At 73.5% G+C, this 21,886-nt stretch carries 16 protein-coding genes; 4 read left to right on the top strand and 12 right to left on the bottom strand.

The genetic code is table 11. The features are described from left to right. Positions 1 to 130 precede the first annotated feature (130 nt). Together IE106_RS22380 and IE106_RS22375 are read left to right on the top strand one after the other, a co-directional pair. Positions 131 to 529, top strand: coding sequence for a beta/gamma crystallin-related protein (locus IE106_RS22380; RefSeq protein ID WP_189536902.1), 399 nt, complete (start codon positions 131 to 133; stop codon positions 527 to 529). A 135-nt stretch (positions 530 to 664) separates the two neighbouring features. Then, positions 665 to 1,537 carry a hypothetical protein gene (locus IE106_RS22375; RefSeq protein WP_189536900.1) on the top strand — a complete coding sequence of 291 codons (873 nt, stop codon included), beginning with the start codon at positions 665 to 667 and terminating at the stop codon, positions 1,535 to 1,537. 70 nt (positions 1,538 to 1,607) lie between these two features. Here IE106_RS22375 and IE106_RS22370 read toward each other — a convergent pair whose 3' ends face one another. From IE106_RS22370 to IE106_RS22335, 8 genes are all read right to left on the bottom strand, one after another. Then, positions 1,608 to 3,023, bottom strand: a complete 1,416-nt coding sequence (locus IE106_RS22370) for a GH1 family beta-glucosidase (protein ID WP_189536898.1) — start codon at positions 3,021 to 3,023, stop codon at positions 1,608 to 1,610. Between the two features lie 60 nt (positions 3,024 to 3,083). Next, positions 3,084 to 3,989: a carbohydrate ABC transporter permease gene (locus IE106_RS22365; RefSeq protein WP_189537005.1), complete on the bottom strand. Its 906-nt coding sequence runs from the start codon at positions 3,987 to 3,989 to the stop codon at positions 3,084 to 3,086. A 16-nt stretch (positions 3,990 to 4,005) separates the two neighbouring features. Then, on the bottom strand, positions 4,006 to 4,962 hold the full coding sequence (locus tag IE106_RS22360) for a carbohydrate ABC transporter permease (RefSeq protein WP_229840704.1): 957 nt from the start codon (positions 4,960 to 4,962) through the stop codon (positions 4,006 to 4,008). A gap of 26 nt (positions 4,963 to 4,988) precedes the next feature. Then, the gene (locus IE106_RS22355) at positions 4,989 to 6,344 is read right to left on the bottom strand and encodes an ABC transporter substrate-binding protein (RefSeq protein WP_189537003.1); all 1,356 of its coding nucleotides are present in this window, start codon (positions 6,342 to 6,344) and stop codon (positions 4,989 to 4,991) included. A gap of 107 nt (positions 6,345 to 6,451) precedes the next feature. Further along, on the bottom strand, positions 6,452 to 7,897 hold the full coding sequence (locus tag IE106_RS22350; RefSeq protein ID WP_189536894.1) for a GH1 family beta-glucosidase: 1,446 nt from the start codon (positions 7,895 to 7,897) through the stop codon (positions 6,452 to 6,454). A gap of 76 nt (positions 7,898 to 7,973) precedes the next feature. Next, positions 7,974 to 8,822, bottom strand: a complete 849-nt coding sequence (locus tag IE106_RS22345) for a carbohydrate ABC transporter permease (protein ID WP_189536892.1) — start codon at positions 8,820 to 8,822, stop codon at positions 7,974 to 7,976. Positions 8,823 to 8,825: 3 nt separating this feature from the next. Then, positions 8,826 to 9,833 carry a carbohydrate ABC transporter permease gene (locus IE106_RS22340; RefSeq protein ID WP_189536890.1) on the bottom strand — a complete coding sequence of 336 codons (1,008 nt, stop codon included), beginning with the start codon at positions 9,831 to 9,833 and terminating at the stop codon, positions 8,826 to 8,828. A gap of 499 nt (positions 9,834 to 10,332) precedes the next feature. Beyond that, on the bottom strand, positions 10,333 to 11,685 hold the full coding sequence (locus IE106_RS22335; RefSeq protein WP_189536888.1) for an ABC transporter substrate-binding protein: 1,353 nt from the start codon (positions 11,683 to 11,685) through the stop codon (positions 10,333 to 10,335). A gap of 516 nt (positions 11,686 to 12,201) precedes the next feature. On the opposite strand from IE106_RS22335, the gene IE106_RS22330 reads away from it, so the two are divergent. Further along, positions 12,202 to 13,230, top strand: coding sequence for a LacI family DNA-binding transcriptional regulator (locus IE106_RS22330; protein WP_189536886.1), 1,029 nt, complete (start codon positions 12,202 to 12,204; stop codon positions 13,228 to 13,230). A gap of 401 nt (positions 13,231 to 13,631) precedes the next feature. On the opposite strand, the gene IE106_RS22325 is transcribed toward IE106_RS22330, so the two are convergent. The 4 genes from IE106_RS22325 to IE106_RS22310 form a co-directional block, all read right to left on the bottom strand. After that, positions 13,632 to 14,018 (bottom strand): VOC family protein, encoded by a 387-nt coding sequence (locus tag IE106_RS22325; protein WP_189536884.1) that lies wholly within the window; start codon positions 14,016 to 14,018, stop codon positions 13,632 to 13,634. Between the two features lie 336 nt (positions 14,019 to 14,354). After that, entirely contained in the window at positions 14,355 to 15,452 is a 1,098-nt protein-coding gene (locus IE106_RS22320) for a YihY/virulence factor BrkB family protein (RefSeq protein ID WP_189536882.1), read from the bottom strand. A gap of 166 nt (positions 15,453 to 15,618) precedes the next feature. Continuing rightward, positions 15,619 to 16,215, bottom strand: a complete 597-nt coding sequence (locus IE106_RS22315) for a hypothetical protein (protein WP_189536880.1) — start codon at positions 16,213 to 16,215, stop codon at positions 15,619 to 15,621. 274 nt (positions 16,216 to 16,489) lie between these two features. Beyond that, positions 16,490 to 18,238, bottom strand: coding sequence for a glycoside hydrolase family 6 protein (locus IE106_RS22310; RefSeq protein ID WP_189536878.1), 1,749 nt, complete (start codon positions 18,236 to 18,238; stop codon positions 16,490 to 16,492). Between the two features lie 690 nt (positions 18,239 to 18,928). Between IE106_RS22310 and IE106_RS22305 the strand changes: the two genes are divergently transcribed. Next, positions 18,929 to 21,850, top strand: coding sequence for a glycoside hydrolase family 48 protein (locus tag IE106_RS22305; protein WP_189536876.1), 2,922 nt, complete (start codon positions 18,929 to 18,931; stop codon positions 21,848 to 21,850). Positions 21,851 to 21,886 lie beyond the last annotated feature (36 nt).

Here is a 21,886-nt window from a genome sequence, read left to right as displayed (position 1 = left end):
GGCGGATTCGGCCGCATCAATGAACCCTTTCCCACCGATTCCCGTTCCGCCAGGATGAATTCACAGCCAGTCGGCCCGGATAAGCGGGCGCTGGAAAACGAGGGGAAGAACGTTGAAGAAGAATCTGGCAATGTCGCTCGGTGTGGTGGTGCTCGGTGTCACGGGCCTGGTCGGCCTCGGGACGGCGAACGCCGGAGCCACGCCTTCCGCGACCCCCGCGGCGTCGGCTCCCGCCGACGGCCACGCGGGCGTCGCCGCGGCGAAGGCCCGCATCACGAAGGTCGTCGTCTTCCAGGACGCCAAGTTCAAGAACAGGAGCACGACCTTCACCAAGAACGTGCCGCACCTGAAGAAGTTCGGCTGGGACAACACGATCAGCTCTGCCAAGAACAAGGGGAACCGCACGGTCTCCTTCCACCAGCACCCCGACTACAAGGGCGCCAAGTTCGCCCTGGCGCCGGGTCACACGGAGGCCCACTTCAGCAAGCGTGGCATGCACGACAACACGAGTTCCATCAAGTTCCACTGACGGCCGGCGGTGTCGGCGGTGAACCGCTGACGGGCGGGGTGCGGCGTCCGGGGCCGCACCCCGCCCCCCCCCGCCTGTCCGCCCCGCGCACCACACGTCCGCCGCGCACCGCGCACCGTACGACGAGAGGTCACCATGCCGCCCTCCCGCGCCCGGACCACCACCGCGCTCGCCCTGCTGCTCCTGGCCGCCACCGCCTGCACGGCCGGGGAGCCCGGATCCGCGCCCGCCCCGGGGACCGCCGCCCCCTCGCCCGCCGCCCGGCAGACCGGGCAGCGGCTCCGACTGCCGCTGGACGCCTACGTGTCCGACGTGGCCGAGACCCACGCCGTGGAGGACGCGCAGGACGTCCTCATGCGGCCGTGCATGAACGCCCTGGGCCTGGAGTGGAAGCCCCTGCCCCGGGTGGACGCCCGGGACCTCGCGCCGTGGAACCTCGGCCGGTACGGGGCCGACGCGGCGGATGCCGTCCGCCACGGGTACCACTCGCCGCCCGACCCGCCGTCGGTGGTGCGGCGCGACCGCGCCTGGGACGAACGCGACGCCCTTCCGGACCGGGTGCTGCGCGCGGCCTACGGCCCCACCGGCCGGGGCGGGTGCCTCGAAGTCGCCCGGCGCCGGCTCGTCGGCGACACCGCCCCGCCCGACTACGGCGCCTACAACCAGCTGACCGGCACCGCCCTGGAGACCTCCCGGCGCACCCCCGAGGTGCGGGCCGCCGCGGGTAGGTGGAGCGCGTGCATGGCGGAGGCGGGCTTCGACTACCCCGACCCCCTGGCCGCCGCCACCGACGAGCGCTGGAGGACGCCCGAACCCACACCGGCCGAACGCGCCACCGCCCGCGCCGACGCGGCCTGCCAGCGGACCAGCGGGGTGATGGCGGTGTGGGCGGCGGCCGAGACCCGCGTCCAGCACGGCCTGATCCGGCGGAACGCCGACCGGCTGCGCGAGGCCAAGGCCCGCAAGGACCGCTGGCTGGCGGCGGCCCGCCGCGTCCTGGACCGCTAGGCCGCACGCGGCACGGCCGGGACCGCGCGCGCCCCGGCCGACACCCGGCCCCGGCCGGGGCGCGCGCCCGTCACGGCACGACCGGGTCCGGCAGGACGCCGGTGCGGGCGAGCCGCGCGTACCAGCGGGCGCTCGCCTTGGGCGTGCGGGTCTGCGTCGCGTAGTCGACGTGCACGATCCCGAAGCGCTTGGCGTACCCGTACGACCACTCGAAGTTGTCCAGCAGGGACCACACGAAGTAGCCGCGCACGTCGGCGCCGTCGGCCAGCGCCCGGTGCAGGGCGGCGATGTGGCCGTGGAGGTAGCGGATGCGGCGGACGTCGTGGACGGTGCCGTCGGCGGCGGGCCGGTCGGGGTAGGCGGCGCCGTTCTCGGTGACGAACAGCGGCAGGCCGGGCGCCTCCCGGGCGTAGTGGGTCAGCAGGTCGTACAGGCCGGTCGGGTCGACGCCCCAGCCCATGTCGGTGCGCTCGCCGGGCTGCTGGTGGAAGGAGACGCGGTCGGCGCCCGGCCAGGGGGAGTGGGCGCTGGCGCCGTGGCCGTCGTCGGCGGTGGAGGCCGGGCCGCCGGCGGCGGCCGACACGACGGTCGGCGCGTAGTAGTTGACGCCGAGCGAGTCCAGCGGATGGCGGGCGATGGTGGCCGGGTCGTCCGCGTGGACGAAGGACCAGTCGGTGAGGTGGGCGGTGTCGTCGAGGAGGTCCTCGGGGTACGCGCCGTGCAGCAGCGGCCCGGTGAAGACCCGGTTCGCGAGGGCGTCGACGCGGCGCCGGGCGTCCCGGTCGGCGTCACGGTCCGTCCGCGCCCGGACGGCGCAGGTGTTGAGGCTGATCGACAGCTGGGCGTGGCCGGGCAGGACGGCCCGCAGGGCGTGCGCGGCGAGGCCGTGGGCGAGGTTCAGGTGGTGGGCGGCGCGCAGCGCGTCGACGGGGTCGGTGCGGCCGGGGGCGTGGACGCCGGAGCCGTACCCGAGGAAGGCGCTGCACCAGGGCTCGTTGAGGGTCGTCCACCGCTCGACGCGGTCGCCCAGCGCGTCGGCGACGAGGCCCGCGTAGTCGGCGAACCGCTGGGCGGTGTCCCGCGCCGGCCAGCCGCCCTCGTCCTCCAGGGCCTGCGGCAGGTCCCAGTGGTAGAGGGTGAGGACGGGCGTGATGCCGCGGTCGAGGAGGTCGTCGGCGAGCGCGCGGTAGAAGTCGAGGCCCTTCTGCACGGCCGGTCCGCGCCCGGTCGGCTGGACGCGCGGCCAGGAGACGGAGAAGCGGTAGGCGTTGACGCCGAGCTCCGCCATCGTGCGGACGTCGTCGGGCGCGCGGTGGTAGTGGTCGGCGGCCACGTCGCCGGTGTCGCCGCCGCGGGTGCGGCCCGGGGTGTGGCTGAAGGTGTCCCAGATCGACGGTCCGCGGCCGTCCTCCTGGGCGGCGCCCTCGATCTGGTACGCGGCGGTGGCGGTGCCCCACAGGAAGCCGGGCGGGAAGCTGACGGGCAAGGGAGGTCTCCCAACGGGTCGGGACGGGGTACGGGTGGAGGGGGCGCGCCGGCGCGGGTGTCAGCCCTTGACGGCGCCCCGCATGATGCCGCCGACGATCTGCCGGCCGAAGACGACGAAGACGAGGAGGAGCGGGAGGGTGCCCAGCAGGGCGCCCGCCATGATCACGGCCTGGTCGGGGACGTAGCCGCGGCCCAGGCCGGTGAGGGCGACCTGCACGGTCGGGTTGCCGCTCTGGGTGAGCGCGATGACGGGCCAGAGGAAGTCGTTCCACGCCATGACGAACGTGAGCATCGCCAGGACCGCCATGGCGGGCCGCGCCGCCGGGAAGACGACGTGCCACACGATCCGCCCCGCGCCGGCGCCGTCGACGCGGGCGGCCTCGACCAGTTCGCCGGGCAGCGCGCCGAGCAGGTACTGCCGCATGAAGAACACCCCGAAGGCGCTCACCAGGGCCGGCAGGATCACCGCCTGGAGCCGGTCGGCCCAGCCGAGCCGCGCGACCAGCAGGTACAGCGGGACGGCCGACAGCTGCGGCGGCACCGCCATCGCGCCGACCACCACCAGCAGCAGCGCCCGGCGGCCCCGGAACCGCAGCTTGGCGAAGGCGAAACCGGCGAGGGTGGAGAACAGCACGGTCCCGGCGGCGACGGTCCCGGCGACGAACGCCGTGTTGCACAGCGCGGCGCCCAGGTCGGCGTCGGCCCAGGCGGTGGAGAGGTTGCCGGCGAGGTGGCCGTCGAACCAGAGGGGCGGCGGCGTCCGGGCGAGCCGGGTGGTGTCGCTGGACGCGGCGACCGCCGTCCACAGCAGCGGGAACAGCGACACGGCGGTGACGCAGGCCAGGACCGCGTAGGTGAGCGCCCCGCCCCGCCGGGGACGGCCCCCGTACGGACGGGGGCGGCCCGTGTGCGGACGGGGGCGGCCCGTGTGCGGGCGGGAGCGGCCCGGCCGGGTACGGGGCATGGGTGGCACGCGCATGTCAGCGGCCCCCTTCCCGCGCCGCCGACCGGGCCCGCGACAGGCGGACGGCCAGTCCCGCGGCCAGCGCGAGCAGCGCCAGCAGCAGGAACATCGTCCACGCGACGGCGGCGGCCCGGCCCAGGTGGAAGTTCACCCACCCCTGCTCGTACAGGTACAGGCCGAGCGTCTGGAACTGGTGGTCCGCGCCGCCGGTCGCGCCCGCGCCGCCGTTGAACAGCAGCGGCTCCCCGAACAGCTGGGTCGCGCCGATCGTGGCGACGACACAGGTGAACAGGATCGTCGGCCGCAGCGAGGGCACCGTGACGTGCACGAACTGCCGCCACCGGGACGCGCCGTCCAGCTCCGCGGACTCGTACAGCTCGGGCGGCACGGACTGGAGCGCCGCCAGGTAGATCAGCGCGTTGTAGCCCGTCCACCGCCAGACGACGATCGTCGACACCGCGACCTGCGACGACCAGCGGCCGTTCTGCCAGTCGACCGGGTCGATCCCGGCGAGGCCCAGCAGCCAGTTCACCATCCCGTGGTCGCGGCCGAACAGCAGCACGAAGACGAGCGTCGCGGCGGCGACGGACGTGGCGTACGGGGTGAGGACGACGACCCGGAAGAACGTCGAGCCGCGCAGCCGGTGGTGCAGCAGGTGCGCGATGCCCAGGGCCGCCAGCAGCTGCGGCACGGTCGACAGCAGCCCGATCGTCACCGTGTTGCGCAGCGCGTTCCAGAAGAACTCGTCGACGGCCAGCCGGGAGAAGTTGCGCAGCCCCACCCACTCCATGCGGGTCGGGGAGGTCAGTTCGACCCGGTGCAGCGCCGCCCAGCCCGTGTAGAGCAGGGGGAACAGCCCGAAGGCGAGGAAGAGGACGAAGAACGGCGCGAGGCAGGCGTACGGAGTCCACCGCCCGTCCGGCCCGGAGCCCCGCGCGGCCGGACCGCCCGCCGCCGGGTCCCCCGCGGACACGGGTGCGGCGGCCGCGGGGGGCGCGTTCACCGGTCGAGGGCGTTGTCGATGGTCCGCACGGCCGACCGCCACGCGTCCCCGGGCGGCTCGCCCCGCTGCTCCACCTGGAGCATCCCCACGTCGGCCAGGTTCTGGGCGATGACCAGGTCCTTCGGGCCGAGGATCGTCACCGGCACGCCGCGGGCGGCACGGGAGAACACCGCCCCGATCGGCGCCCCGCCGAAGTACGGGTGGCGCGCCCCGGCGACGGACGGCCCGGCGTACGCGGCGGACGCACTGGGGAAGCTGCCGCGCCGCTCGAACAGCACCGCCTGCTGCGCGGGGGCCGTCAGCCAGGCCGCGAGCCGCACCGCCTCCGCCCGGTGCCGGCCCGCCCGGGGGACGACCAGGAACGAACCGCCCCAGTTGCCCGGCCGGGGCGCCGCCGCCACGTCCCACCGGCCGCGCCCGGCGGGGCCCGCCTTGTCCTGGATGTAGCCGAGCATCCACGCGGGGCAGGACACGGTGGCGAAGGTGCCGTTCGCGAAGCCCTGGTCCCAGGCGGGGGTGAACTGCTGGAGCCGCGCCGTCAGCCCGCCCGTCGCGAACGCCGCCGCCACCGACCACGCCTCCCGCACGGCGGGGCTCGACCGGTAGACGACGGTGCCGTCCGCGCCGTAGAACCGCAGGGCGCTGGACCCGGTGATCGCGGCCATCACCCCGGACGCCGAGTCCACGAAGGCCGTACCGGCGGGGGCGTTCGCCCGGTAGCGCCGCCCGGCGGCCAGGTACGCCCGCCAGTCGCCCGCCCACAGCCGGCCCACCTCCTCCCGGTCCGTGGGCAGCCCGGCCCGGGCGAACAGGTCCTTGCGGTAGCAGACGGCCTGCGGCCCGACGTCCGTGCCGAGGGCGACCGTGCGGCCGTCCCGGGTGGTGCCCTGCGCCCACTTCCACGGCAGGAAGTCCTCCTTCCGCACGCCTTCGGCCGTGCCCAGCTCCACCAGCCGGTCCGCCTGGGTGGCGGTGATCTCGGCGATGTTGTTCACCTCGACGGCCTGGACGTCGGCGAGGCCGCTGCCGCTGCCGAGGTGGGTGAGCAGCTGCGGGTAGTAGTTCTCGTTCCGTGCGATCGAGGTCTGCTCGACGACGACGCCGGGACGCAGCCGCGTGTACGCGTCGTACAGCCCGGCCTCCGCGTAGCCGAACGACCCGAAGACGCCGACCGTCAGCCGGATCCGGCCGTCCGCCCCGTCGTCACCACCGCCGCCCGCGCAGCACCCCGCGAGCAGGGCGCCCGCGAGCAGGGCGGCGGCACGGGCGCGGCGGGCGCGGCGCGGCCGGCGGGGCCGGGGACGGGGGCCGGGGCGGTCGGGCGCCCCCGCCCCGCGGGTGCGGCTGCGCATCGCGTCCTCCCGGTACGGAACCTCCACCACGAACAAGGACGATTCTGTACGTACCGGGCGCCGCCGCCGTGCTCCCGCCGGGGCGTGTCACCCGCCGCCGGGCCGGGTCACACGGTGCCGCCCGGCGCGGGCAGCTCACCGCTGCGCGCCACCCGCGCGTACCAGTGCGCACTCGCCTTCGGCGTGCGCACCTGCGTCTCGTAGTCGACGTGGACGGCGCCGAACCGCTTCTCGTACCCGTACGCCCACTCGAAGTTGTCCAGCAGCGACCACAGGAAGTACCCGCGCACGTCCGCGCCGCTCTCCACCGCCCGGTGCACCGCCTCCAGGTGGCTGTGGACGTACGCGATGCGCTCCGGGTCGTGGACCGCGCCGTCCGGCCCGACCACGTCCTCGTACGCCGCGCCGTTCTCCGTGATGTACAGCGGCAGCTCCGGGTACTCCCGCGCCAGCCGCATCAGCAGGTCGTACAGGCCCGACGCGTCCACCGACCAGCCCATCGCGGTCCGCGCGCCCGGCGGCTGGTGGAACACCACGTCCTCCGCGGCCGGCCACGGGGAGAAGGCGCCGCCGCCGTGCCCGCCGTCCGCCATCCCCGGCTGGGCGCCGCCGGCCGCCGACACCAGCGTCGGCGTGTAGTAGTTGACGCCCAGGAAGTCCAGCGGCTGGTGCGCCGCCGCCGTGTCGCCGGGCCGCACGAAGGACCAGTCCGTCAGCCGCGCGGTGTCGGCCGCCAGGTCCTCCGGGTACGCCCCGTCGAGCATCGGGCCGAGCCAGACGCGGTTGCCGACCGCGTCGATCCGCCGCGCCGCGTCCACGTCGCCCGGTGCCTGCGTCAGCGGCCTGACCTGGTGCAGGTTGAGCGACACGCCGACCTCGGCGCGCGGCGGCAGGGCCGCGCGCAGCGCCTGCACGGCCAGGCCGTGGCCGAGGTTCAGGTGGTGGGCGGCGCGCAGCGCGGCGACCGGGTCGGTGCGCCCCGGCGCGTGCACCCCGGAGGCGTACCCCAGGAACGCGCTGCACCAGGGCTCGTTGAGCGTGGTCCACCGGTCGACGCGGTCGCCCAGCGCGTTCCCGACGAGCGCCGCGTACTCCCCGAACCGCTCCGCGGTGGTGCGCTCCGGCCAGCCCCCCGCGTCCTCCAGCTCCTGCGGCAGGTCCCAGTGGTACAGGGTCAGCGCGGGCCGGATGCCCGCGTCGAGCAGCTCGTCGACGAGGGCCCGGTAGAAGTCGAGGCCCTTCTGCACGGCCGGGCCGCGCCCGGTCGGCTGCACCCGCGACCAGGACACCGAGAAGCGGTACGCGGTCAGGCCCAGCTCCTTCATCAGCCGGACGTCGTCGCGGAACCGGTGGTAGTGGTCGACCGCCACGTCACCGGTGTGGCCGCCGAACACCTTGCCCGGCGTGTGGGAGAAGGTGTCCCAGATGGAGGGCGTGCGGCCGTCCTCGGCCGCGGCACCCTCGATCTGGTACGCGGCGGTGGCGGAGCCCCACAGGAAACCGGGCGGGAACTGGCGGGTCGCGGTGAGCGGCCGGGCTTCGGACGCAGTCATGGAGAGCGCTCCCAACGCGGAGGGGAATGGGTGGTGGAAGACGGGGGAGGAGCGGCGCGGGCGGCGCCCGGGCGCGTCAGCTCTTGACCGCGCCCGAGGTGATGCCGCCCACGATGTGCTTGCCGAGCAGGGCGAAGACCAGCAGCAGCGGAACGGTGGAGATCAGCGCGCCGGTCAGCACGATGGCCTGGTTGATGGTGTGGTTGCCGGAGCCCAGGCCGGCGAGCGCCACCTGGAGGGTCGGGTTGCCGTCCGGGGTCAGGGCGATGAACGGCCAGAAGAAGTCGTTCCACGCCTGGACGAAGATCAGCATGCCGAGCACGGCCATCGCGGGCCGCGCCACCGGGAACACCACGTGCCAGATGATCCGCAGGCTGTGCGCGCCGTCCACGCGGGCCGCCTCGATCAGCTCGATCGGCAGCGCCTCCAGCAGGTACTGCCGCATGAAGAACACGCCGAACGCGGCGACCAGCGACGGCAGCACCACCGACTGCAGCTGGTCCACCCAGCCCAGGTCGGTGATGATCTGGTACAGCGGGATGACGCTGAGCTGCGGCGGGATCGTCATCGTCGCCACCACCAGGGCGAGCAGGACGTTGCGGCCCCGGAACGGCAGCTTGGCGAAGGCGAACCCGGCGAGCGTGGAGAACACCACCGTGGACACCGCCACGAGCCCCGCCACGATCGTGGTGTTGACCAGCGCCTCGCCCATGTCGACCTGGTTCCAGGCGAAGGTGAGGTTCTCGAACAGCCGCGGCCCGGGCAGCAGCGGCGCCGGCGCCTCGACGACCCGCTCGCCCGTGTGGGACGCGGCGACGAGGTTCCAGTACAGCGGGAAGAGGGAGACCAGGGCGGCCAGGCCCAGCAGGACGTAGGTGACGGGGCCGGCGTGGTGCTGCCGCCCGGCCGTTTGCTTGAGCTTCATGGATCAGGCCCCCAGCTTCCTGCGGTTGACGCGGGCGACGAGCAGCCGGAGGCCGCCGATGAGCAGCAGGAGCAGCAGCATCACCCAGGCGATCGCCGAGGCCTGCCCCAGCGCGCCGGTCACCCAGCCCTTCTCGTACATCAGCAGGCTCAGCGTCTGGAACTGGTTGCCGCTGCCGCCGCTGACGCCCAGGCTGCCGCCGAACAGCATCGGCTCACCGAACAGCTGGGTCGCGCCGATGGTCGAGACGACGATGGTGAAGAGGATCGTGGGGCGGATGGACGGGATGGTGACGCTGACGAACTGCCGCCAGCGCGACGCCCCGTCGAGCGAGGCCGCCTCGTACAGGTCCTGCGGGACGGCCTGCATCGCGGCGAGGTAGATCAGCGCGTTGTACCCGGTCCACCGCCACGTCACGATCACCGAGATGGCGATCTGCGCGGGCCACTTGGAGGACTCCCAGCTGACCGGCTCGAAGCCGACCCAGCCGAGCACCGTGTTGATCAGCCCGTAGTCGCTGTTGAACAGCTGGGCGAAGACGAGGGTCGCGGCGGCGATGGAGGTGGCGTACGGGGCGAGGACGGCGACGCGGAGGAAACCGCGGCCGCGCAGCTTGTAGTTGAGCAGGTGCGCCAGGCCCAGCGCCATGAGGAGCTGCGGGACGGTGGAGATGACGCCGATGGTGAAGGTGTTGGCGAGCGCGTTCCAGAAGAAGTCGCTGTCCCACAGGGCGGTGTAGTTGTCGAAGCCCCGCCACTCGGGCTCGCCGCCCAGTTCCACCCGGTGCAGGGAGAGCCAGCCCGTGTAGATCAGCGGGAACAGCCCGAACGCCGCGAAGCAGAGGAAGAACGGGGCGACGAACACGTACGGGGTCGCCTTGAGGTCCCAGCGGTAGAGCTTGCTGCGCCAGCCGGTGCGCGCCGGGGGCGGTGTGGTCTTCCGGGATGCGGGGGGCGGAGGCGGGGCGGGCGGCGGTGTGCCGTCGGCCGCCGCCCGGACGGAGGTGGCCACGAGGGGCGTCCTTCCAGGTCGGTGCGTACGTCGGGGAGGCTGCCGGACCGCTCCGGCGCCCCGGGGTGCCGCCCGGGCGCGCACCGGTCCGGTTCGCGCCGGGCGGGTGCCCGTGGGTCCGGGTCCGGTGGCCGGGTGCCCGCGGTCCGGTGGCCGGGCCGGCCCGTCCGGGTACGGCCGCGGGGCGGTGGTCCCGGCGGGCCGTGGGCCCGGCGCGGGGCCGGGCGGGCCGTACGGCGGGGACGCGGTCGTGCGGGCGCGGTCGTGCGGCACGGGTGACGGGCGGGCGGCGGGTACGGGCGGCTGGTGCGGGTGGCGCGGGGCCGTACGGGGAGCCGGGCCGTACGGCCCGGCGCCGGACCCCGTGCGCCCGGCCCGCGCCCGTGGCGGGCCGGGCCCGCCGGAGGCACCGGGCGGGCCGCCCCGGCGGGCCGGGCCCGCCCGCCCCGCGCGGACCCGGCCGGGCGGCGGCGGGCGCCGCGCGGCCGGGCCGGACCGCCTACTGGGCGATCTTGTCGTCGATCAGCTTCTTCACGTTGCTCCACGCCTTCTCGGGCGAGGTGCCGCGCTGCTCGATGTCGAGGATGCCGTTGTCGGTGATGAAGGTCTTCACCTGGCCGTCGTGGCGGCTGACCGGCGCCGGGGTGATCCCGGCCGCGGCCGACGAGTAGATCTTGCCGACGGGGGTGTCGCCGAAGTAGTCGATCTTGGCGTTCTGGACGGTCGGCGAGGCCAGGGTCTCCTTGGTGGAGGGGATGTTGCCGTTGACGCCGAAGACCTTGGCGTGCTGCTCGGGCGCGGTCAGCCAGGCGGCCAGCTTGGCGGCCTCCTCGGCGTGCTTGCCGGCCTTCGGGACGGCGAGGAAGGAACCGCCCCAGTTGCCGGCCACGGGCGGGGCGGCGATGTCCCACTTGCCCTTGTTGGCGGGCCCGGCCTGGTCCTTGATGATGCCGGTCATCCAGGACGGGCAGGCGACGGTGGCGAACTTGGAGTTCTTGAACCCGGCGTTCCAGGTGCCCTTCTCGTCGAACTGGCGCAGCTTGGCGGTGATCTCGTTGCCGGCGGCGTCGACGGCGAGCTTCCAGGCGGTCTTGACGCCGGGGCTGTTCTCCCAGTCCAGCTCGCCCTCGTCGTTGGCGTACTGCTGGGGCTGGCTGGACAGCACGGCGTTGAACAGGCCGCTGGCGGAGTCGTGGAAGGCGGTCCCGGCGGGCGCGTTGCGCTGGTACGTCTTGCCGGTGGCGACGAACTTCGCCCAGTCGCCCGCCCACAGCTCGGCGACCTGGTTGCGGTCGGTGGGCAGCTTGGCCTTGGCGAAGAGGTCCTTGTTGTAGCAGATGGCCATGGGGCCGATGTCGGTGCCGAGGCCGATGACCTTGCCGTCGGCGGTGGTGGCCTGCTTGACCTTCCAGTCCAGGAAGGCGGAGGTGTCGGCGCCGCCGGTCTTCGACAGGTCGACCCACTTGTTGCCCATGGTGGGGCCGGTCGCCTCGGCGATGTAGCCGACCTCGACGGCCTGGATGTCGGCGAGGCCGCTGTTGCGGGAGAGGCGCAGCTTCAGGGTGTCCCAGTACTTCTGGCCGTCGGCGACGTTCGACTCGACGATCTTGATGTTGGGGTTCAGCTTCTCGTACTCGGCGTAGAGCTTGGCGCCGTTCTCGTTGTCGTAGCCGAAGGACCCGAAGGTGCCGATCCGCAGGGTGATCTTCCCGTCGTCGCCCGCCGAGGCGGAGCCGTCGCCCCCGCCGTCGCTGCACCCGGCGATCAGGGCCGCGCAGGCCGTGAGGGCGGTCGCCGCGAGTGCGGGGCGACGTCTGCGGGCCAGGTCACGGGTACTGCTGGAAGTGCGCATTCTCCACTCTCCTCGTCCAGGGTGGTGCTGGTTGTGCGCCGGGTGGGGCAGGGGCCGGAGCCGGGGAGCGGGGTCCTGTGCGGAGTCCTCCGCCGGTCCTCGGGCGGTCCTGATCGGTGCGGATCGGATCGGTGTGCGGCGGCTCGCGCGCCGTGGGGGCACGCATTCGTGGGAGCGCTCCCACGTGGTCATGCCCGGAAGGTTGCTGCCTGGCGGGTACGGGTGTCAAGAGATGAACGCGAATTGTTGCGGGAGGGGGGAGGTGGGTGTCCGCAGTGCGGTGACTGCCTTCAGGTCATCAAGGCGCCCGCTGGAGGCGACGGCCACGATCCGCTAGTTTGGGAGCGCTCCCACTACCCAGGGTCAATTTTCGGGTCTCCTGTTGGGGCCGTGGAGCGCGGCAGGCTCTACTTTGACTGCATCAGAAGCCTCGCGGCCCGGCCGGGCGCGCGGCTTCCCGGCTTCCCGCCCGGCGGCGGGCCGGCGGGCCGAGGAACGGACGGGAGACGTGACGCGATGGCGGTGAACGGACGGCAGGGGGGCAGGCCCACCCTGGAGGAGGTCGCGGCCCGGGCCGGTGTCGGCCGGGGCACGGTGTCACGCGTGATCAACGGCTCGCCGCGGGTCAGCGACCGCGCGAAGGCCGCCGTCTCCCGGGCCATCGCGGAGCTGGGGTACGTGCCGAACCGGGCCGCCCGCGCCCTGGCGGGCGCCCGCACGGACGCGGTGGCGCTGGTGATCCCGGAGACGGAGGCGCGGCTGTTCGCGGAGCCGTACTTCCTCGACATCATCCGCGGGGTGAGCGCCGAGCTGGCCGACGCGGACAAGCAGCTGCTGCTCACCCTGATCCGCTCCCGCAAGGAGCGCCAGCGCTTCGAGCAGTACCTGGCGGCGCAGCGCGTCGACGGGGTGCTGCTGGTGTCGGTGCACGCGGACGACCCGCTGCCGGACGTGGTGCGGGAGCTGAGCATCCCGGCCGTCCTCAACGGCCGCCGCTCGGAGTCGGAACCGGTGGCGTACGTCGACTCCGACAACGTGGGCGCGGGCCGCTCGGCGGTGGCGCACCTGGCGGAGCGCGGGCGCCGCCGCATCGCCACGATCACGGGCCCCCTCGACATGTACGTGGCCCGCTGCCGCCTCGACGGCTACCGCCAGGGCCTGGCGGCGGCGGGCCTGGTGGGCGACGAACGGCTGGTCGCCGCGGCCGACTTCACCGAGGAGGGGGGCCGGCGGGCGATGCGCGACCTGCTGGAGCGGTGCCCGGACCTGGACGCGGTGTTCGCGGCGTCGGACGTGATGGCGGCGGGCGCCCGGGTGGCCCTGCGCGAGACGGGCCGCCGGGTCCCGGACGACGTGGCGCTGGTCGGCGTGGACGACTCGGCGGTGGCCCGCCACATGGACCCGCCGCTGACGAGCGTCCGCCAGCCGATCGAGGAGATGGGCCGGGTGATGGCCCGGGTCCTGCTCCAGGAGATCGCCGGCACCGAGGCGGAACCGCGCCAGCTGGTCCTCCCCACCGAACTGGTCGTCCGCGACTCGGCCTGACCCCCGGCCCGGGCCCGGCGGCCCCGTGGCCGCGCGCTCCGGCGGCTTCGCGTGCTTCGGCGGCCGCGCGTGCTCTGGCACCGGGCCGCGGGGGCGCGGGAGCCCGGTGCGCGGGCCGCTTCGGGCGGTGCCCGGGGCGGCCCGCGCACCTGAAAACCCCTGGGGAGGGGTCCGCCGGAGCGGTGAGGGTCCGCGCATGGCTGACGCGCCGCGACTCGTGGAGATCACCCCTCGGCAACGTCCTGGACGCGTGCGCGCTCCGGGTGCGGCCCGAGCAGGAGGGGTTCGTCGCGCGGTCGCTCGCCGAGGCGCACGCCCCACCACGCCGGGCCCGGCTTCCGGCCGGCCGGTGGGACGAGCGGCGACCGGGTCGTCGCCGGACTCGGCCTCGGTGCCGCGCTCTAGGCGGGGCGCGCGTACGGGCGGGTGATGATCTCCATGTTGTGCCCGTCGGGGTCGTCGAAGTAGGCGCCCTTGCCGCCGAAGAGGCGGTTGGTCCGCCCGGGCTCGGTGTGGTGGGGGTCGGCGTAGTACGTGACCCCGGCCGCCTCCAGCCGGTCGATCATCGTGTCGAACTCCTCGTCGGGGACGAGGAACGCGTAGTGCTGGGGGGCGACCGGCGTGTCGCCCGCCTCGTAGAAGTCCAGCGTCACACCGTTCCCGGTGTCCACCGGGATGAACGGCCCGAACGGCGCCCCGACCTCCAGCCCCAGGATCCCGGCGAGGAACTCGGCGGAGGCCAGTCTGTCGGTGGCGTGGACGACGGTGTGGTTGAGATCGGCGGTCATGGTGACCCTCTCGTGCGTGGGTGGAAGGGGTGCGCGGGGAGGCGGCGCGCGTACGGCGGCGCGCGGCGCTCCGGCGGGCCCCTGGCCCACCCGGGCCTCACGAGGAGGCCGGGGACTTCTCTCGCTCGTGGCCCATGGCCGACCCGGCAGTCACGCGTCCGACCCTAGCCCCGCGTCCCACCTCCCACAACGGGGTTCCGGCCGTTCCGGCGACCGGAAAACCCCCTGCGGCGCGGCTTTCGACTCCGACCGGTGCGCCGGGCCGCTCCCCGGGCCGCGGACGCGGCGCGGGGCCGCCCCCACCTGTGGGGACGGCCCCGCGGGGCGCGCGGACGGTCAGTCGAGGCGGCGGCGGTCCTCCTCGGTCCACTTCGTGGTGTCGCGCGGCCGGACGTACGGCTCCTCGGTGGTGGGGTGGCCGCCCTCGATGGCGCGCTGGCGGGCCATCTCCGCGTCGAACTCCAGGCCCAGCAGGATCGCGAGGTTGGTGATCCACAGCCACACCAGGAAGACGATGACGCCGGCGAGGGTGCCGTAGGTCTTGTTGTACGAGGCGAAGTTCGCCACGTACAGGGCGAAGCCGGCCGAGGCGATCATCCACAGGACCAGCGCGAGGAAGCTGCCGGGGGTCACCCACCGGAACCCGCGGCCGCGGGCGTTGGGCGCCGCCCAGTACAGGATCGCGATCATCATCGTGACCAGCAGGATCAGGACCGGCCACTTGGCGATCGACCACACCGTCAGGGCGGTGTCGCCGATGCCCAGGGCGGAGCCGGCGCGCTGGGCGAGGGGCCCGGTGAAGACCACGATCAGGGCGCTCACGACCGCCAGGACCATCAGGACCACCGTCAGGATGAGGCGCAGGGGCAGCACCTTCCACACGGGGCGGCCCTCCGGCATGTCGTACACGGCGTTCGAGGTGCGGATGAACGCGGCGATGTACCCGGACGCCGACCACACGGCCAGCAGCAGACCGACGATCGCCATGAGCGAGCCGGTGCCGCCGTTGCCCTGGAGCTGCTCCACGGCGTCCGTGACGATGTCCCGGACCGGTCCGGGCGCCAGTTTCTGCAGGTTGTCCATCACCTGCTGGGTGGCCGACCGGCCCGCGATGCCCAGCAGGGAGACCAGGACCAGCAGGGCGGGGAAGAGGGAGAGGACCCCGTAGTAGGTGAGGGCCGCGGCCCGGTCGGTGAGCTCGTCGTCCGTGAACTCCTTGACCGTGCGCTTCAGCACCGCCAGCCACGACTTCCTCGGCATGGAGGTCGGCTCGTCGGGGGCGTCGCGCTCCACCTGGGGATCGGGCCCGACGGCGCCCTCGGACCCGCGCGGGGCGTCGGGTCCGGCGTCCCGCCGGTCGGGGTGGCGGCCGCCACCGTCGCGGCCCGCGGGGGTCTCGTCTCCAGGGCGCCCTGGTTCTGGTGTCCGTGCCATGTCAGTGGGGTAACCGCTCCGGCGGGAAGAAAACGAATCGCTTTGACGGGATCCGCTGGGTTTCGTCCCGCTCCTGTCGAAGGACCGCGCCGACGGGGGACCGGGCGCCGTCGCCGTCCGGGGGCGGACGGCGACGGACGGCCCGGACCCGTACCGGACGGCCGGCTCAGTGCGGCGTGTGGCCGCAGTACGACGCGTAGGCGGACGGCACCATCGACCGGGCGCGCTGCCACCTGCCGCGCGCCTGCTCCTCGGGGCGCTGCTGTTCGCCGTGGAGGGCGCTGAGGACGAGCAGGCCGCCGGTGAGGGCGGGCACGATCCACTGCATGAGGGTCAGCCGGCGCTGCGCGTCGTCCGTGTCGACGGGGTGTTCGGCGGCCTCCCGCACGTCCTCGGGGTCGTCGGAGGAGGCGAGTTCGATCTGTTTGCCCAGGACGCGGCTGTACGCGGTGGCGGCCAGGGCCGCGCCGGTCAGCACGGTCTTGGCGAGGGTGGACGCGCCCACGCCCCGCTGGGTGGCGACCCGGTCGGCGTTCACCGCCAGCATGCCGGTCGACCCGATGAGGTGGGCGGCGATGGCCGCGGCGTTGACCGGCGTCCACCTCGCCCATCCCGCACTGGCGATCCGGGCGGTGTCCCGCCACGTCCCGCCCTCGTCCCGGGCCGCGCCGTTCAGGCCGACCGCGCCCATCAGCGACCCGCCGAACCACGCGGCGAGGCCCAGGTCGTGCAGGCTGCGCAGCCCTGTACTGCGTTCCGACATCTCATCCGCTCCCTGTGACGACCACGGCCGGCACCCCGCCGGCCCGCCCCCACGTTTCCCCGTCCGACCGCCGGCCGCACCCGGTACTACTGCGAACGGAGCACACCGCCGGCACGAGGGGAAGGCCGCCGGCACGAGGGGAAGGCCGCCGGCCGCCCGCGCGGCGGCCGGCGGGCGGATGCGCGGCGGTCGGTGGGCGGACGTGCGGAGCCCCCGCACCCGGGGGTGTGTCGACACCGGGTGCGGGGGCTCGTTCAGGAGCCGGCTCGGGCTGTCAGAGCGCCGGGTGGGCGTTCTTCAGCAGCTCCTGGAACTGGGCCGAGAACCAGTGGCCCGAGATCGGGGCGTCCCCGAGGGCGCCCGACATGTTGTTGTTGTTCCTCGGGTTGCCCGTGTACGTCGGGTCGCACATCCGGTCGAAGCCCTTGCCCTCGTCGTTCGGGATGGCCTTGCTCGACCCGTCGGACTCACCCGGGGGCTTCATCCACACGTAGGCGTCGATACCCGGCTCCGGGTTGGCCTTCGGCCGCTCGCCGAGGCCCGCGCCGGCCTGGTTGCACCAGTTGCCGAGGTGGATGCGGCGGTCGTAGCGTCCGCCGTCGACGTACGTGTCGACGTTGGTCTTCGCGCCCGGGCCGGTGGGCCGGGCCGCGCCGCCCCAGCCGTTGCGGGACGTGTCGATCAGCATGCCGAGCTTCGAGTCGAAGCCGATGCGGATCAGCTCGGCCCGCATGGCCTGCGCGTACGACAGCTCGTCGGTGTAGCGGTTCCAGTCGACCCACTTCGAGGTGCGCACCGACTGGCCGTTGACCGTGTCGTTGATCGTGAAGTGGTCTTCCTTCAGGGCGCTGTAGTTCGCCGTGTTCACGATGAAGCCGTGGACGTTGGCGACCGTCGAGCCCTCCGCCGTGGCCGCCTGCTTGAGGATCTGGGCGGTCGCGCCGAAGTTGTCGTCCCAGCCGAGCCAGCCGTGGTGTCCGGCGTCGACGTAGTTGTAGACGTTCTTGACGGCGCCGAGCTTGGCCAGGGCGTAGCCGACGCCCTTGACGTAGTTGCCGTTCGCCTTCATGACGTCGCAGTTGGGCGTGGCGGTCGGGCGCGGGGTGACGTTCGTGATCAGGTTCGGCAGGCTGTCGATCTCGACCGTGGTGACGATCCGCAGACCCGCGTACTTCGGGTCGGAGAGGATCTTCGCGATCGGGTCGATGTACTCGGTCTTGTACCGGTCGATCTCCGTCGGGCCCAGCTCGCCGTTGGAGGCGAGGGCGGAGCAGTCGCGGCCCGGCAGGTTGTAGATGACGAACTGGATGGTGAGCTCGCCGCTGCCCTTCTGGCGCAGCGCCTCGTCGAGGTGGTCGCGCAGGCCCATGCCGCCGTTGACGCCGTTGATCGCGGCGATCCGGTCCAGCCAGACACCGGTCGGCTGGTTGGAGACCTTCGTGCCGCCCGGCTCGGCGGCGGCCTTCGCCGACCACTCCGGGTTCACGTACCCCTTGGCGCCCGCGTACGGGTTGTCGACGCGGCTGCCGACCGGCGGGTCGGTGGGCGGGTCGGTGGGCGGGTCGGTCGGTCCCGTGGAGCCGTTGCAGACCACGCCGTTCAGCTTGAACACGGTCGGCACGGCGTTGGTGCCGCTGTACGAGGCGTTGAAGCCGAACGACGCGGAGGCGCCGGTCGCCAGGGCGCCGTTCCACGAGACGTTCTTCGCGGTGACGGCCGCGCCGGACTGGGTGAGGCCGGCGTTCCAGTGCTGCGACACCTGCTGGTTGCCGCCGAACGACCACTCCAGCGTCCAACTGCCGACGGCGTCGCCGGTGTTGGTGATGGTGACGTTCGCGCCGAAGCCGTTGCTCCACTGGTTGGTCACGGAGTAGTCGACCTTGCAGCCCGGGGCGGCGGCCCCGGCGGGGGAGGACAGCGCGGTCGCGGTGGCGCCGGCCGTGGCGATCAGGGTGCAGGCGGCCAGCAGGGCGGTTCTGCGGCGCTGGGGTGAGGAGGTGGTGCTGGTACCGGTGCGGCTCATGGGGGTGGGGTTTCCTCTCTGGATTCTTCTGTCGTGCCTGGTGGTTCTCGGCTTCCTCGGTGTTCTGCCGGGTGGGCGCGGGCGCGCCCGGGTGACCCGGGATGCGGTGTGGGGACGCGACCGGCCGGTCCGCGCGGGCGGTCGTGCGGATGGGCGCCGGACGGTGTGGAAGTGCCATCCCGGCCGTGGGTGTGCCCTCGCCGGTCCCGCCCGTCGTCAGGGACGCGGGCGGCGAGGGGGACGCGTACGGGGTGGGGCGTGCGGACCCGCGGCGGCTTCTCCGGGTGGGACCGCCCACCGGGCCGTCGCCGGCTGCCGGGACGGAGCCCGGGCAGCCGCCCGCCCGCCGGTCGGCGGCGGAGCGCTCCGCCGTGCGGACCGGGGCGGGTGCGGATCCCGCCCGGAGCGCCGCGGGACGCGGGGTGTCACATGAGCGACTCCTTGCAGCTTGGGTGCGTACCTGACAAACGCACCGACTGGATGGAACCGCTCCCACTGGTGCCGCCGACCGTAGCGCCCTCCTGTCGTCAAGCAACAGAGGGTGGGCAAAGTTTTTCTTTCGAACTTCTTCGGGTCTTCAAGCACCTTGACCCCGCACCGGCCCCTCCTCATAGTGGGAGCGCTCCCACTGGTTCAAGGCTTGTCACCCCCACCCTCCTGCCCCACTGAGCCGCTAGGAGAGTCACCCGCATGTCGCCAGGACCACGCACGAGTCGCCGCAGGCGGCTGACCACCGTCCTGGCCGCGCTCCTCGCCCTTCCCCTGGGCGTGACCGCGGCCAACGGCGCACCCGCCGAGCCGCAGGCCGCCGCCGCCGTACAGTGCAGCGTCGACTACAAGACCAACGACTGGGGCTCCGGCTACACCGCCGAGCTCACCCTCACCAACCGGGGCACCGCGCCCCTCGACGGCTGGACCATCCGCTACGACCAGACCGGCAACCAGCAGCTGGTCAACGGCTGGAACGGCACCTGGACCCAGACCGGCAAGACCGTCGCGGTCACCAACAGCGGCTGGAACCGGACCGTCGCCGCCGGCCAGGCCGTCACGACCGGCGCCCAGTTCACCTACAGCGGCAGCAACGCCGCACCCACCGCCTTCACCGTCAACGGCACCACCTGCGCGGGCGCCCACCAGCCGCCCATCGCCGTGCTGACCAGCCCCGCACCGGGCGCCACCTACACCGCCGGCGACCCGGTCCCGCTGGCCGCCACCGCCGCGGCCGCCGACGGGGCCACCATCGCCAAGGTGGAGTTCTACGACGACACGACCCTGCTCGGCACGGACACCACCTCGCCCTACGCCTTCACCGCCCAGGGCCTCGCCGCCGGCACCCACTCGCTCTACGCGAAGGCGTACGACAGCCAGGGCGCCGCCGCCGAGTCCGCACCCGTCGGCATCACCGTCGCCGCCGGACCGGCCCTCGTCGCGACCCCCGCCCAACTCGGCGTCCGGCAGGGCGAGTCCGCCACCTTCGACGTGAAGCTCTCCACCCGGCCGTCCGCGAACGTCACGGTGACCGTCGCCCGCGCCTCGGGCAACACCGGCCTCACCGCGTCCCCCGGCACGCTCACCTTCACCCCGGCCAACTGGAGCACCGCCCAGAAGGTGACCGTCACCGCCGCCGCGTCCGGCACCGGCTCGGCCGTGTTCGCCGTGACGGCCCCCGGCCACACCAAGGCCGAGGTCACCGCCACCCAGCTGGACGGCGACTCCACGTACGACGCCCGCTTCCTGGCCATGCACGCCAAGATCACCGACCCGGCGAACGGCTACTTCTCGCCGGAGGGCATCCCGTACCACTCGGTCGAGACGCTGATCGTCGAGGCGCCCGACCACGGCCACGAGACGACGTCCGAGGCGTACAGCTACCTGATCTGGCTCCAGGCCATGTACGGCAAGGTCACCGGCGACTGGACCAAGTTCAACGGTGCGTGGGACACCATGGAGAAGTACATGATCCCCACCCACGCCGACCAGCCGACCAACGACAAGTACGACGCCTCCAAGCCGGCCACGTACGCCCCCGAGCACGACCTGCCGTCGCAGTACCCGGCGCGCCTCGACGGCGGCGTCCCCTCGGGCTCCGACCCGATCGCCGGTGAGCTGAGGAGCGCCTACGGCACCTCCGACGTGTACGGCATGCACTGGCTCCAGGACGTCGACAACGTCTACGGCTTCGGCAACGAGCCCGGCAAGTGCTCCGCCGGCCCGACGGCCACCGGCCCGTCGTACATCAACACCTTCCAGCGCGGCCCGCAGGAGTCCGTCTGGGAGACCGTCACCCACCCGACCTGCGACAACTTCACCTACGGCGGGCGCAACGGCTACCTGGACCTGTTCACCGGCGACGCGTCCTACGCCAAGCAGTGGAAGTACACCAACGCCCCCGACGCCGACGCCCGCGCCGTCCAGGCCGCGTACTGGGCCGACATCTGGGCCAAGCAGCAGGGCAAGGGCTCCGCGGTCGGCGGCGTCGTCGCCAAGGCCGCCAAGATGGGCGACTACCTGCGGTACTCGTTCTTCGACAAGTACTTCAAGAAGGCCGGCAACTGCGTCGGCCCGACCAGCTGCCCCGCCGGCACCGGCAAGAACAGCGCCCACTACCTGATGTCCTGGTACTACGCCTGGGGCGGCGCCACCGACACCTCCGCCGGCTGGGCCTGGCGCATCGGTTCCAGCCACGCCCACAGCGGCTACCAGAACCCGCTGGCCGCGTACGCGCTCAGCGAGTACGCCCCGCTGAAGCCCAAGTCGCCCACCGGCGCCCAGGACTGGGCGACCAGCCTGGACCGGCAGGTCGAGTTCTACCGCTGGCTCCAGTCCGACGAGGGCGCCATCGCGGGCGGCGCCACCAACAGCTGGCAGGGCCGCTACGCCACCCCGCCGGCCGGCACGCCCACCTTCCACGGCCTCTTCTACGACGAGAAGCCCGTCTACCACGACCCGCCGTCCAACCAGTGGTTCGGCTTCCAGGCGTGGTCCATGGAGCGCGTCGCCGAGTACTACCACCAGAGCGGTGACGCCCTCGCCAAGAGCGTCCTCGACAAGTGGGTCGACTGGGCCCTGTCGGAGACCACCGTCAACCCCGACGGGACGTTCCGCTTCCCCTCCACCCTCCAGTGGACCGGCAAGCCCGACACGTGGAACCCGGCCTCCCCCGGCGCCAACGCCGGCCTGCACGTCACCGTCGCCGACTACACCAACGACGTCGGCGTGGCCGCCGCGTACGCCAAGACCCTGACGTACTACGCCGCCAAGTCCGGCGACGCGGACGCCAAGCGGGTCGCCAAGGCGCTCCTCGACGGCATGTGGCAGCACCACCAGGACCCGCTGGGCATCGCCGTCCCGGAGACCCGCGCCGACTACAACCGGTTCGACGACCCGGTGTACGTCCCCAGCGGCTGGACCGGCACCATGCCCAACGGCGACCGGATCGACTCCACGTCCACCTTCGCCTCGATCCGCTCCTTCTACCAGGACGACCCCGCCTGGTCGAAGGTCGAGGCCTACCTGAAGGGCGGCGCCGCGCCCGTCTTCACGTACCACCGCTTCTGGGCGCAGGCGGACATCGCCCTCGCCATGGGTTCGTACGCGGAGCTTCTCGAGTAGCCCCGCGCTGACTCCGCGTACGTCACAGCCGGGTGG

It is taken from the genome of Streptomyces roseolilacinus (assembly GCF_014649335.1).
Classification (GTDB): Bacteria; Actinomycetota; Actinomycetes; order Streptomycetales; family Streptomycetaceae; genus Streptomyces; species Streptomyces roseolilacinus.
The sequence above is the reverse complement of the archived record's forward strand: the minus strand, read 5'-3'. Positions and strand labels throughout refer to the sequence as shown.

Coding starts and splice junctions, on each gene's coding strand:
- IE106_RS22335 (WP_189536888.1), bottom strand. CDS start 11,685: ATGCGCACTTCCAGCAGTACCCGTGACCTGGCCCGCAGACGTCGCCCC.
- IE106_RS22355 (WP_189537003.1), bottom strand. CDS start 6,344: ATGCGCAGCCGCACCCGCGGGGCGGGGGCGCCCGACCGCCCCGGCCCC.
- IE106_RS22350 (WP_189536894.1), bottom strand. CDS start 7,897: ATGACTGCGTCCGAAGCCCGGCCGCTCACCGCGACCCGCCAGTTCCCG.
- IE106_RS22305 (WP_189536876.1), top strand. CDS start 18,929: ATGTCGCCAGGACCACGCACGAGTCGCCGCAGGCGGCTGACCACCGTC.
- IE106_RS22380 (WP_189536902.1), top strand. CDS start 131: ATGTCGCTCGGTGTGGTGGTGCTCGGTGTCACGGGCCTGGTCGGCCTC.
- IE106_RS22345 (WP_189536892.1), bottom strand. CDS start 8,822: ATGAAGCTCAAGCAAACGGCCGGGCGGCAGCACCACGCCGGCCCCGTC.
- IE106_RS22330 (WP_189536886.1), top strand. CDS start 12,202: ATGGCGGTGAACGGACGGCAGGGGGGCAGGCCCACCCTGGAGGAGGTC.
- IE106_RS22325 (WP_189536884.1), bottom strand. CDS start 14,018: ATGACCGCCGATCTCAACCACACCGTCGTCCACGCCACCGACAGACTG.
- IE106_RS22365 (WP_189537005.1), bottom strand. CDS start 3,989: ATGCCCCGTACCCGGCCGGGCCGCTCCCGCCCGCACACGGGCCGCCCC.
- IE106_RS22375 (WP_189536900.1), top strand. CDS start 665: ATGCCGCCCTCCCGCGCCCGGACCACCACCGCGCTCGCCCTGCTGCTC.
- IE106_RS22315 (WP_189536880.1), bottom strand. CDS start 16,215: ATGTCGGAACGCAGTACAGGGCTGCGCAGCCTGCACGACCTGGGCCTC.
- IE106_RS22320 (WP_189536882.1), bottom strand. CDS start 15,452: ATGGCACGGACACCAGAACCAGGGCGCCCTGGAGACGAGACCCCCGCG.
- IE106_RS22310 (WP_189536878.1), bottom strand. CDS start 18,238: ATGAGCCGCACCGGTACCAGCACCACCTCCTCACCCCAGCGCCGCAGA.